The organism is Stenotrophomonas maltophilia, assembly GCF_001274595.1.
GTDB classification, from domain to species: domain Bacteria; phylum Pseudomonadota; class Gammaproteobacteria; order Xanthomonadales; family Xanthomonadaceae; genus Stenotrophomonas; species Stenotrophomonas forensis.
Genome location: NZ_CP011010.1, coordinates 3,915,428 through 3,927,537, shown reverse-complemented (window position 1 = coordinate 3,927,537; position 12,110 = coordinate 3,915,428). Strand labels below are relative to the sequence as shown.

The window sequence follows — 12,110 nt, the reverse complement described above, 5'->3', positions numbered from 1 at the left end:
TCCATCCGTCTTACTCGGCGAACGTACCCGCCGCCGCCACGTACGTCGCCGTGTCCGCCTGTGTTGCGGATGACGCCGCGCCCGCGGCACTGATTACCTGACAGGTTCCCCCATGTTCGACTCCCATCGTCCGGGCCGCGTGCTGCGCCCGTCCCGCCTGTGCATCGCATTGCTGGCCGCAGGCCTGGCCAGCGTCGCGCCGTCCGTGCTGGCGCAGAGCGCCCGCGGCGATCATGCCGCCGTGCAGCGCTTCGACATTCCGGCGCTGCCGCTGGACGAAGCGCTGCGCAGCTACATGCGCCAGTCCGGCATCCAGGTTGTCTATCCGGCGACGCTGGCCCAGGGCGTGACCTCGCGTGCGGTCAACGGCAGCCTGTCGGCCAACGACGCGCTGCAGCGGCTGTTGCAGGGCAGTGGCCTGGCGGTACGCCGGGTCAGCGCCGATGCAGTCACGCTGGAAGCAGCGACGCCGGCGCAGGCCGGCGATGGCGTGATCGTCACCGACACGCTGAGCGTGGCCGGCGACCGTGTCGATGCCGGCGCGACCAGCGACGAAGCCCGCCTGCTCGACAGCTACCGCAGCGTCGGCTCCACCACCACGCTCAACCGCACGCACCTGGAGCGCTTCCGCGGCACATCCAACGGCGACATCGTCAAGGGCGTGGCCGGTGTCACCGCCGGCGATCCGCGCGTCGGCAACGGCTTCGACGTCAACATCCGCGGCATCCAGGGCCAGGGCCGCGTGCCGGTGATCATCGACGGCGGCCAGTCCAGCATCGACACCTACCGTGGCTATGCAGGCCAGTCGCAGCGCACCTACCTGGACCCGGACCTGATCTCCAGCCTGACCATCACCAAGGGCCCCAGCCTGCAGGCCAACGCCTCTGGCGGCATCGGCGGCGTGGTCGAGATGGAGACGCTGAAGATCGGTGACGTGTTGCGCGAAGGCCGCGATTTCGGCGTGCGCGTGCGTGGTGGCCTGGCCAATGCCAGCGCCAACAACCTGCCGGCGTACAGTGCTGCGCCGCGCACCGACCGCAGCGCTACCGGCAACCAGTTCTTCAACGTCGCCGCCGCCGGCCATTGGGATCGCTTCGACCTGGTCGCCGCCTACGCCTACCGCGATACGGGCAACTACTTCTCGGGCAAGCATGGCTACGATGACTTCCCGCAGACCCGGCGCACGCTGGCACCGCTGAATCCGCCGCGTACCGAGGTGTTCAACACCTCCTCGCGCTCGAAGTCGGCGCTGCTCAAGGGCACCTGGCGCATCGACGACGCGCAGACGCTTGAGGCGGGCTACCGCCGTTACGAAGGCACCGCCGGCGAGATCATGGCCTCGCAGATCATCCGCGTTGATCGTGACCGCATCCCGCAGTGGGATCCGGGCCACGTCGACATGGACAGCTACACCCTGCGCTACCGCTTCAATCCGGACAGCGAGCTGGTCGACCTGCGCGTCAATGCCACCTACACCGATACCGACAGCGTGATGTACAACAGCCTGACCGGCATCACGCCGTGGTATTTCGACCGCCGCACCGAGTGGTATGACGCGCCCAGCTTCAGTGGCGACCCGGGCTACAAGGATGCCTACCGCAATCCGCTGCGGCAGAAGCGCTTCGGCCTGGACGCCAGCAACACCTCGAGGTTCGATACGCAGGCGGGTGCGTTCACGCTCGACTACGGCCTGTCCTACAGCGATGAAGACATCGCGCCGGGCAGCTCCGGGCCGGTCATGCACGACGATCTGGTCAACAACCGCTTCCTGCGCAATGCCGAGCGCAAGGAATACAGCGCAGTGGCGTCGCTGAAGTGGCAGCCCGACGAGCATTGGGAGCTGCTGGCCGGTGGCCGCTGGAACCGCGTGGATGTGCATGACCGCAACCGCCTGGCCACGCCCGACGCCTACGAGGTGCAGGGCCAGTACCGCTACACCGAGCTGCTCAACGGCAACCCGGCGCTGCCGTCGTGGCGGGCCAAGCGCATCGCGCTGCTGAACTGGTATCCGGATGCCAACGGCAACTTCACCCAGGAATCGCTGCTGGCCTCGCCGTACAAGAAGGGCACGGTGGCCGACATCGGTGGCTGGAACTTCTACGACGCGGGCAAGGCGCAGGACCTGGAAGTGCCGGTCAGCTGGAGCTGGTCGCAGCCGATCCGCCGCCGCGACAGTGCGTTCTCGCCGACTGCCAGCGTGGCCTACCGCTTCAGCGAAGACACCATGGTCTACGTGAAGTACGCCGAAGGCACCAAGCTGCCAAGCCTGTTCGAGACCACGCTGGGCCTGTTCACCGCTGCCAAGCCGGTGGGTGAACTGAAGCCGGAGCGTGCGCGCAGCTGGGAAATCGGTGCCAGCACCATCCGCTACGACCTGTTCACCGCCGGCGACCGCCTGGCGCTTAAGCTGGCCTACTTCGATACCCGCATCGACGACCTGATCACCCGCGACTACCGCACGCTGTCGGCCGGCCTGATCCGCAACGTCGACCGGTTCAAGGTATCGGGCATGGAGTTCCAGTCCAGCTATGACAGCGGCAAGCTGTTTGCCGATCTGTCCGCGCACTACTACTTCAAGGCCAAGACCTGTGCGCCGGATATCGCCGCCGAGCGCCGCGCGTATGGCGAACAGCGCAAGAACGCGGAGCTGGCCGGCACGCCGGACTGCGTCGATGGCGGCTTCGAAGGCTCCTACACCAACACGCAGAACCCGCCGCGCTACATGGTCAACCTGACCCTGGGTTCGCGCCTGTTCGACGAGCGCCTGACCTTCGGCACCCGCGTGGTGCACAACGCCGGCCCGATCAGCAAGCTGGACAAGGAATGGAACGTCGGCCTGTCGGCGATCCAGCAGCTGTACCGGCCGACCACCCTGGTCGACCTGTTTGCCAGCTGGAGCTTCAACGACCAGCTGTCCGTGGAAGCGGGCGTGGACAACCTGACCGACCGCTACTACCTGGATCCGCTGGCGCTGGGCGTGATGCCGGCCCCGGGCCGCACCTCGCGCCTGGCGTTGACCTGGAAGTACTGATCGACTGCGCAGTACGCCTTCGGTGGGTGCGGACCCTGGTCCGCACCGGTCCTGCGGTGTAACGGGGAGCGCCGGGCCATGCCCGGCGCTCCCCATCGCGTGCTTACAGACCGGTCGCGGCCTTCACCGCGTCTTCGTGCAGCGATTCGTTCAGCTCATCCACCACCGTGCTCCACGCCGCATCGGCCTGCAGCGACTCGGACAGGAACTGGCGCTGGGCGTCGTTCCAGTACGGTGCTTCGACCACCTCCACATCGGCGGCCAGCTGGTGATCGCGGATGAAACGGGCGATGCCCTCGGCGCTGGCATCCAGTCCGAGCTGCAGGAACAGGTTGGTCATGCGCGGTTCGGTGGTGATCATCATCGGTTCCTGCGGGAAGAAGGGATGGTCCATTATCGGTGCACACGGCCTTGGGGAAAGCCCCGCGGCGAACGTCTACAGCACGACGACCCCCTTGGCATCCCCCATGAACGCACACATCGCCCCTGAAGACAGCCGCAGCTTGCGGCTCAAGGCCGCCACCCGCGACAGTCACGGCGCGCTCGACAAGCGCATCATGGCCGGCGACATCTTCGCCGACCGCAGCAACTTCGCCCGCTTCCTGCGCGTGCAGTACCGCTTCCACCGCAGCATCGACGCGCTGTATGCCAATCCTGCGCTGGACGCACTGCTGCCGGACCTCGGCGAGCGCCGTCGCCTGAAGCAGGTGTCACGCGACCTGCAGGACCTGGAACAGACCCTGCCGGGTGCGGACATCGCCGCGCTGCCGGCCGACCTCCCACTGCCGGCGGCGCTGGGCTGGCTGTACGTGGCCGAAGGCTCCAACCTCGGCGGCACCATCCTGTACAAGATGGCGGCCAAGCTGGGACTGGATCGCGACTTCGGCGCCCGACACCTTGCCGCGCACCCGGATGGCGCCGCGCGCCATTGGCGTGAGTTCACCGCTGCACTGGACGCGGTGCCATTGAGTGCCGAGCAGGAACAACAGGTGATCGATGCGGCCGACGCCGCGTTCCGCAGCGTGCATGGCCACGTTGAAGTGGAATTCGCCTGATGTACGCCTGCCGCCTGCGGGCACCGCGCTGATGCGCTGGCTCTGGTTCGCGCTGGGTTGGGTGATGGTCGGGCTCGGTGTGATCGGCGCGCTGCTGCCGGTGATGCCGACCACCATCTTCCTGATCCTGGCGGTGGGCTGCTTCGCGCGCAGCTCACCGAAGTTCGAGCAGCGCCTGCTGGCGCATCCGCGCTATGGCCCGTCGCTGCGGCTGTGGCGCGAGCAGGGTGCGGTCTCGCGCAAGGGCAAGGCTTTTGCCAGCGCCGGCATGGCGGTGGGCTTCGCGCTGTTCTGCTGGGGGGCGCACCCGTCGTGGCGCCTGCTGCTGGGCGTGGGCCTGTTCTTCGCGGTCAGCGCCGGCTACGTGCTCAGCCGCCCGGCACCGCGGCTGGAGCCCACGCCTCTGGTGGAAGTGGACGATGCCAATGATCCGCGCTCGGCCCGCCGCCGTGCCGCGACCCCTGATGCTGATGGAAACCGAGACGATGCTGCCTGCTGACCTGGCCCCCGTGGCTGCCCCTGCACTGACGCCCTGGGGCATGTACCTGGCCGCCGACGTGGTGGTGAAGAGCGTGATGATCGCGCTTGCGCTGGCATCGCTGGCTACCTGGACCGTGCTGCTGGCCAAGGGCTGGGAGCTGGCCCGGCAGGCCCGCCAGCTGCGTGCGGCGCGCGCGCTGTTGCTGCAGGCGCCAAGCCTGCCGGCCGAAAGCGCGGAGGCCAGCGCGCAGCAGGGGACCGCGCTGGCCATGCTGGAGGCCGCACGCACCGAACTGCGTCTGTCGCAGGATCTGGACAGCCGCGACGGCATCAAGGAACGCGTCGCGTCGCGCCTTGACCGCATCGAGCTGGAGACCGCGCGCCTGCAGCGACGGGGCATCGGCGTGCTCGCCAGCATCGGCGCGGTGGCGCCGTTCGTGGGTCTGTTCGGCACGGTGTGGGGCATCATGAACAGCTTCATCGGCATCGCCCACAGCAACACCACCAACCTGGCGGTGGTCGCGCCGGGCATCGCCGAGGCCTTGCTGGCCACCGCGCTCGGCCTGGTCGCGGCGATTCCCGCGGTGCTGGTCTACAACCATTTCAGCCGCGTGCTGGCCAGCCTGCGCGGCCTGCTCGGTGATCTGTCCGCGGCCGTGCAGCAGCTGGTGTCGCGTGATCTTGATCGTGCCGTGCCGCGTGCTGCAGCGACACCGCTGCGCGCGGTGCACTGAGGCGCGGCGATGGCAATCAGGACCGCATCCGACCGCGATGACGCGCCGGAAGAAGCGCACGAGATCAACGTCACGCCCTTCATCGACGTGATGCTGGTGCTGCTGATCATCTTCATGGTGGCCGCGCCGCTGGCGACCGTGTCGGTGCCGGTACAGCTGCCGGCCAGCAGCGCCAGCGCCACGCCGCCGGAACAGGCGCCGGTGTATGTGACCGTGCAGGCCGACCTGTCGCTGCGGGTGGGCGAGCACCCGGTGGCGCGCGATGGGCTGGCGGCTGCACTGAAGGCCGCGACCCATGATGACAGCGGACAGCGCATCTTCCTGCGCGCCGATACCCATGTGCCTTATGGCGAACTGATGGCGACCCTGGACGCGCTGCGCGCTGCCGGATATCTGAAGGTGGCACTGGTCGGGCTGGAGCAGGGCGCGCGATGAGCGGACTGCGGCGCTGGGCGACCAGCCTGGCGATCGTGCTGCTGGTGCACGCACTGCTGATCGGCGCGGCCTGCTGGTGGGCGGCGCGCGCGCCGGCGCTGGCCGCCGCCGCCCCGCCTGCGGCGCTGATGCTGGAACTGGCGCCGATCGCCCAGGCACCGCCGGTACCGCCGCGCGAGGTGGCCACTGGGCCGCTGCAGCAGCAACAGCAGCGGCAGGCGCCGACGCCGGCCGTGCGCGAGCAGCCGAAAGCACCCGTGCAGCCACAGGGCGATCTGCCTCCGCCCAAAGCACCGGAACCAACGCCCTCGCCGGAGACCGCCGACGCCAATGTCGCGCAGACCAGCGCACCGCCGCAGGTGGCCGCTGACGCCGCCGCGCGTTATACCGCACCGCAGACCACCGCCGGTGAGCGCAGTCGCGCGGAGGCGACCTGGGAAGGACGCCTGCTTGGGCACCTGCAGAAGCACCGCCGCTATCCGCGCCAGGCCGAGCGCCTGCGCCAGCAGGGCGTGGTCTTTGTGCGTTTCGCGGTCGCCCGCGACGGTGCAGTGTCGGGCCTGAAGCTGGGCCGCAGCAGCGGCTTCGAACTGCTCGACCAGGAGACGCTCGATACCGTGCAGCGCGCCAGCCCGGTACCGGCGCCGCCGGCCGAAGTGGCCGGCGACCCGGTGCAGGTGATGGTGCCGGTGTCGTTCTTCCTGCGCGGGCGCTGACCAGCCGTTGCTTGAGCAAGCGGTCGGAGCCGTAGAGTCGAGCTTGCTCGACTGCTCTTGCGGTGCGGGCCAAAAGCAGTCGAGCAAGCTCGACTCTACGGGTTTGCGCATGGCGTGGATTACAGCAGCGGCACCAGCAGCAGCGCCACGATGTTGATGATCTTGATCAGCGGATTGATCGCCGGGCCGGCGGTGTCCTTGTAGGGGTCGCCGACGGTATCGCCGGTCACCGCGGCCTTGTGCGCCTCGCTGCCTTTGCCACCGAAGTGTCCGTCCTCGATGTACTTCTTGGCATTGTCCCAGGCGCCGCCGCCGGTGGTCATCGAGATGGCCACGAACAGGCCGGTCACGATCGTGCCGATCAGCAGCCCGCCCAGCGCGCGTGGCCCCAGCAGCAGGCCGACCACCACCGGTACCGCCACCGGCAGCAGCGACGGCACGATCATTTCGCGGATGGCCGAGCGGGTCAGCATGTCCACCGCCCGGTCGTACTGCGGCTTGCCGGTGCCCTGCATGATGCCGGGGATCTCGCGGAACTGGCGCCGCACTTCTTCAACTACCGCGCCGGCAGCCCGGCCGACCGCTTCCATCGCCATCGCGCCGAACAGGTAGGGGATCAGGCCACCGATCAGCAGGCCGATGATCACCGTGTGGTCGCTGAGATCGAAGCGGAATTCCTGTCCTGGATGCGCGGCCTGCAGGTTGTGGGTGTAGTCGGCGAACAGCACCAGTGCGGCCAACGCGGCCGAACCGATGGCGTAGCCCTTGGTCACCGCCTTGGTGGTATTGCCCACTGCATCCAGCGGATCGGTGATGTCGCGGATCTCCGAAGGCAGCTCGGCCATCTCGGCGATGCCACCGGCGTTGTCGGTGATCGGGCCGTAGGCATCCAGGGCCACGATCATGCCGGCCATCGACAGCATCGCGGTGGCAGCGATGGCGATGCCGTACAGGCCGCCCAGCGCGAACGCGCCCCAGATCGCCGCGCACACCGCCACCACCGGTAGCGCGGTGGATTTCATCGAGATGCCGAGGCCGGCGATGATGTTGGTGCCATGGCCGGTGGTCGAGGCCTGTGCCACATGCTGCACCGGCTTGTACTGGGTGCCGGTGTAGTACTCGGTGATCCACACGATCAGGCCGGTCAGTACCAGCCCGATCAGCGCGCAGCCGTACAGCGCCATCGGACCGTGCACGTTGTCACCCATCAGCCCGGTGGTGATCGGGTAGAACGCGATGGCGGCCAGCACGCCGGACACGATCACGCCCTTGTACAGCGCGCCCATGATCGAGCCGCCCGGCTTCACCTTGACGAACAGCGCACCGATGATCGAGGCGATGATCGACACGCCGCCCAGCACCAGCGGATACAACACCGCGTTGGCGCCCGCCTCGGCCAGCATCAGGCTGCCCAGCAGCATGGTGGCGATGACGGTCACCGCATAGGTCTCGAACAGGTCGGCGGCCATGCCGGCGCAGTCGCCGACGTTGTCGCCAACGTTGTCGGCGATCACCGCCGGGTTGCGCGGGTCGTCCTCGGGAATGCCGGCTTCCACCTTGCCGACCAGATCGGCGCCGACGTCGGCGCCCTTGGTGAAGATGCCGCCGCCCAGGCGCGCGAAGATCGAGATCAGCGAGGAGCCGAAGGCCAGCCCGACCAGGGCGTGCAGCGCCTGTTCCATGGGCAGGCCCATGCGCAGCAGCAGTGCGTAGTAGCCGGCCACGCCCAGCAGGCCCAGCCCGACCACCAGCATGCCGGTGATCGCACCGCCACGGAAGGCGACGTCCATCGCCGCGCTGATGCCGTGGCGTGCGGCCTCGGCGGTGCGCACGTTGGCGCGTACCGACACGTTCATGCCGATGTAGCCCGCCGCGCCGGACAGCACCGCACCCACTGCGAATCCAATGGCGGTGTACCAGCTGAGGAAGATGCCGACCAGCACGAACAGCACCACGCCGGCGATGCCGATCGTCAGGTACTGGCGGTTGAGGTAGGCACGTGCGCCTTCCTGGATCGCGGTGGCGATCGCGATCATGCGTTCATTGCCGGTGGGTTGGCGCAGGATCCAGCGCGCCGAGACGATTCCGAACAGGATCGCGAGAATGGCGCAGCCCAGCGCCAGTGACAGCCCGTGACGTTCCAGCATTAGACCCCTCCGCAGAATGGATGGACAAGCATCCAGTGGCGATGAACGGCACCACGAGGGGGACGACGGGCTGCAGCCTGGAACCAACCCGTACCGACCTTGGAGGTCGTCCGACGTATGGCGGTGTTCAGCATTCCCTGGTGCCCGCAGTATGCGTTCGACGCACCGTAGAGTCGAGCTTGCTCGACTTTCCCCTGGCGCAAAGCGCGATCACGCCCTTTGCACCCCGTTAAGCCATGCTCTGCAAGCCTGCGAAGAGTCCAGAAGGAGATTCCCCGATGCGCCTGTCCCTGTTGATGATTGCTGCCCTGGTGCCTGCCGCCCCGGCATTCGCCGCGGAAACCCCGGAGCTGCAGCGTGCGGTGGGTGCCCCGCAGGCGGTGGGCGCGGCGCATACACTGCGCCAGATCCCCGAGGCCTGCGCGCGGTTGGAGGGTGTGTTCACCGGCGATGCGGCAGAGCCGTACCGCTTCTCCGCCGTGCGTACCAGCGAGCAGTGCCAGCCACGCGCGCGCTTCGTCGACTATGCCAAGGCACAGCCAAGTGCCGACAAGGGCTGGAAGCTCAACGATGTGATCCGCGTGCCCAGCGCCGCGTGCCCGGCGCAGCAGGCGGTGGTGCGGGTGTGGCGCCTGCCGTCGAGCAACAAGGTCGAGCTGGATGGACAGGGCCAGTCGCGCATCTACCTGGAAGAGGCGAAGAAGCAGGCCGCCGCCGGCAAGATTCCACAGGTGACGATGTTCGCCGCGCAGCTGCAGATGGAAGGCAAGGCCTGCAACTGAGACCGTCCGGCAGCGCGAATCCACGCGTGGCGTGACGTGAGGTAGAGCCGGCCGCTGGCCGGCAACCGGGCATCACCCGGCCAACGCCGCTCCCCGCGCCACCAGCAGCTCACGCAGCGCCTTGCGGTGGCAGTGCGCCTCATCTTCGCAGTAGCACCCCACGCTGATGTCGCTGTGCTGCGACAGCGCGGCCAGCAGGTCCAGCGCGTGGGCGGCATCGGGCGCCTTCATCTCGGCCTTGTAGTGGCGGAAGAACGCATTCCAGTCGGCTGCGCTTTGCGCCGCGTGCGCCTGTTTCACCAGTTCCGCACTGGGTGACAGGGTCGGGAACCAGACGTCGTACCAGTCCTGGCGGGCGAACTCGCTGCGCGGCACGCCACGCGGCGGTCGCCGCACCGTGCCGATGCGCAGTCCCTCGCCGGCGACGCGTGGCGTACCGAGTCGAACTACTCGCAGTGCCATGGCACATCTCGATGAAAAGGGGACGGGGGGGATTAAGTCGCAACCGCCCCAACGCGGATCGGGGAGTGATGACGGAGGGGCGGTTACGACTTAATCCCCTCCGTCCCCATTTTCGATTCAGCCCTCGAAGGGCGGCAGCTTCTGCTTCACCGCCAGGTTCTTCAGGGTGACGTACTTCGGCAGGCCGTCGGGGCCGTAGGGCAGTGGTGCTTCGCCCTTGATCAGCGGTGACAGGTAGGCGCGTGCCTTGGCGGTGATGCCGAAGCCGTCGCGGCGGATGAAGCCGGCCGGCATCTTCTTCTCGTGGTTGGCGATCTTCGACAGCGGCGCCGCTTCAATCTTCCAGCGGTACGGCGCGTCGCTGCTGCGCACGATCACCGGCATCACGCCGTTCTGGCCCTTCAGCGCCAACTGCACCGCAGCCTTGCCCACCGCCTGCGCCTGCTCCCAGTCGGTCTTGCTGGCCAGGTGCCGGGCCGAGCGCTGCAGGTAGTCCGGCAGGGCCCAGTGCACCTTCAGGCCCAGCTGGTCCTTGACCCGTCCGGCCAGGTGCGCGGCTACGCCGCCCAGCTGCGAATGCCCGAACGAGTCCTTGCCGCCGCCGGCATCGGCGACGAAGCGGCCATCGGCAGTGGCGATGCCCTCCGAGGCCACCACCACGCAGTAGCCGACGCGCTCGACCACCGCCTTCACCTTGGCCAGGAACAGCGCCTCGTCATAGGCACGTTCGGGCAGAAGGATGATGTGCGGGGCTTCGTCATCGCCGTTGCCGGCCAGGCCCGCCGCCGCCGCCAGCCAACCGGCGTGGCGACCCATCGCTTCGTAGATGAAGACGCGGGTGGAAGTCTCGGCCATCGCCGCCACGTCCAGCGCGGCCTCGCGCACCGAGACCGCGGTGTACTTGGCGGCCGAGCCGAAGCCGGGGCAGGTGTCGGTAACCGCCAGATCGTTGTCGATGGTCTTGGGCACGCCGATGCAGGTCAGGTCGTAGCCCGACGCCTTCGCCAGCTGCGAGACCTTCAGCGCGGTATCGGCCGAGTCGTTGCCGCCGTTGTAGAGGAACCAGCGCACGTCGTGCGCGCGCAGCACCTCCAGCAGGCGGTCGTAACGTGCACGGTCAGCGTCCAGTGATTTCAGCTTGACCCGGCACGAACCGAACGCGCCGCCCGGGGTGTGGGCCAGCGCGCGGATGGCGGCGGCGCTCTCCTTGCTGGTGTCGATCAGCTCTTCGCGCAGGGCGCCGAGGATGCCGTTGCGGGCGGCCAGGACCTTGATGCCCTTGGCCCGGGCCTGCTCGATCACCGCAGCTGCGGTGGCGTTGATGACCGCGGTGACACCACCGGACTGGGCATAGAGGAGAGTACCGTTGCGCATGCTTCTACCTGCTCGGGGGAGGGGACATTGCAGGGACATTACCCGGATGCGGTAAAGTGGCGCTATTGCGGTGCAGCGATACCGGACCGTCCGGGACGCGAACCTTCTTTGTTTTCAACACGTTGGAGTCAGGTCAATGCGATTGGTTCTGTTGGGACCGCCCGGTTCGGGCAAGGGGACACAGGCGACGCGCCTGAAGGAAAAGCTGGGGATCGCCCACATTTCGACCGGTGACATGCTGCGCGCGGAAATCGCCGCCGGCACCGAGCTGGGCAAGCAGGCCAAGACGGTGATGGATGCCGGCAACCTGGTGTCGGACGACATCCTGCTGGGCATGCTGGAATCGCGCCTGACCCAGGCCGATGTCGCCAAGGGCTTCATCCTGGATGGCTACCCGCGCAATGTGGCCCAGGCCAATGCGATGGACGGCCTGCTGGCCAAGATCGGCCAGCCGCTGGACGCGGTGGTGCAGCTGGACGTGGCCACCGAGCTGCTGGTCGAGCGCATCGCCGGTCGTGCCAAGGAGCAGGGGCGTGCCGATGACACGCCGGAAGCGGTGCGCCAGCGCCTGCAGGTCTACAACGACCAGACCGCCCCGGTGGTCGACTTCTACGCCGGCCGTGGCACCCTGGCCCGCGTCGACGGCGTCGGTGAGCTGGACGAGATCGAAGCGCGCATCCTGGCGGCGATCAAGGCCTGATCCGGCCGGGCCGGCACACGCTTCCGGCCCCTGGGCGCAAAAAAACACAGGCCTGGTCCGCGAGGATCAGGCCTGTGTCGTTTGATAGGCGCCAGCAGAGGGCTTGCTCAGGGCCCCGCAGCATGAGCTCCCTTGGGGATGGCCTCTTGGGGAGTAGGACCGGTTCGGGTACTGCGGCTGGCAGTTCGAATTGT

Annotated in this window: 12 protein-coding genes; 8 read left to right on the top strand and 4 right to left on the bottom strand. The window is 68.0% G+C overall.

The genetic code is table 11. The features are described 5' to 3' along the window. Positions 1–112: 112 nt before the first annotated feature. Positions 113–3,031 carry a TonB-dependent receptor gene (locus VN11_RS17930; protein ID WP_053450719.1) on the top strand — a complete coding sequence of 973 codons (2,919 nt, stop codon included), beginning with the start codon at positions 113–115 and terminating at the stop codon, positions 3,029–3,031. A gap of 103 nt (positions 3,032–3,134) precedes the next feature. Here the strand turns inward: VN11_RS17930 and VN11_RS17925 are convergent, their stop codons facing one another. After that, entirely contained in the window at positions 3,135–3,392 is a 258-nt protein-coding gene (locus VN11_RS17925) for a DUF2789 domain-containing protein (protein ID WP_053451377.1), read from the bottom strand. A 106-nt stretch (positions 3,393–3,498) separates the two neighbouring features. On the opposite strand from VN11_RS17925, the gene VN11_RS17920 reads away from it, so the two are divergent. Genes VN11_RS17920 through VN11_RS17900 form a run of 5 tightly spaced genes read left to right on the top strand, consistent with a single transcriptional unit; the run spans position 3,499 to position 6,451 of the window. Next, positions 3,499–4,086, top strand: coding sequence for a biliverdin-producing heme oxygenase (locus tag VN11_RS17920; protein ID WP_008267425.1), 588 nt, complete (start codon positions 3,499–3,501; stop codon positions 4,084–4,086). Positions 4,087–4,117: 31 nt separating this feature from the next. Continuing rightward, a complete protein-coding gene (locus VN11_RS17915) occupies positions 4,118–4,585 on the top strand; it encodes a YbaN family protein (protein WP_053451376.1) in 468 nt (155 codons plus the stop codon). Beyond that, positions 4,572–5,300, top strand: a complete 729-nt coding sequence (exbB, locus tag VN11_RS17910) for a tonB-system energizer ExbB (RefSeq protein ID WP_053450718.1) — start codon at positions 4,572–4,574, stop codon at positions 5,298–5,300. Before VN11_RS17915 ends, exbB begins: the two co-directional genes overlap by 14 nt. Before the next feature lie 9 nt (positions 5,301–5,309). Continuing rightward, positions 5,310–5,735, top strand: coding sequence for a TonB system transport protein ExbD (gene exbD, locus VN11_RS17905; RefSeq protein WP_053450717.1), 426 nt, complete (start codon positions 5,310–5,312; stop codon positions 5,733–5,735). Continuing rightward, positions 5,732–6,451: an energy transducer TonB gene (locus VN11_RS17900; RefSeq protein WP_053450716.1), complete on the top strand. Its 720-nt coding sequence runs from the start codon at positions 5,732–5,734 to the stop codon at positions 6,449–6,451. Before exbD ends, VN11_RS17900 begins: the two co-directional genes overlap by 4 nt. Positions 6,452–6,570: 119 nt before the next feature. On the opposite strand, the gene VN11_RS17895 is transcribed toward VN11_RS17900, so the two are convergent. Continuing rightward, entirely contained in the window at positions 6,571–8,598 is a 2,028-nt protein-coding gene (locus tag VN11_RS17895; protein ID WP_008266593.1) for a sodium-translocating pyrophosphatase, read from the bottom strand. A gap of 278 nt (positions 8,599–8,876) precedes the next feature. Between VN11_RS17895 and VN11_RS17890 the strand changes: the two genes are divergently transcribed. Then, positions 8,877–9,380 carry a hypothetical protein gene (locus VN11_RS17890; RefSeq protein ID WP_053450715.1) on the top strand — a complete coding sequence of 168 codons (504 nt, stop codon included), beginning with the start codon at positions 8,877–8,879 and terminating at the stop codon, positions 9,378–9,380. 72 nt (positions 9,381–9,452) lie between these two features. Here the strand turns inward: VN11_RS17890 and VN11_RS17885 are convergent, their stop codons facing one another. Continuing rightward, entirely contained in the window at positions 9,453–9,842 is a 390-nt protein-coding gene (locus tag VN11_RS17885; protein WP_053450714.1) for a DUF488 domain-containing protein, read from the bottom strand. Between the two features lie 117 nt (positions 9,843–9,959). Next, positions 9,960–11,216: a 6-phosphofructokinase gene (locus VN11_RS17880; protein ID WP_053450713.1), complete on the bottom strand. Its 1,257-nt coding sequence runs from the start codon at positions 11,214–11,216 to the stop codon at positions 9,960–9,962. Between the two features lie 136 nt (positions 11,217–11,352). On the opposite strand from VN11_RS17880, the gene VN11_RS17875 reads away from it, so the two are divergent. Further along, positions 11,353–11,916, top strand: a complete 564-nt coding sequence (locus VN11_RS17875; protein WP_008268721.1) for an adenylate kinase — start codon at positions 11,353–11,355, stop codon at positions 11,914–11,916. The last annotated feature ends 194 nt before the right edge of the window (positions 11,917–12,110 follow it).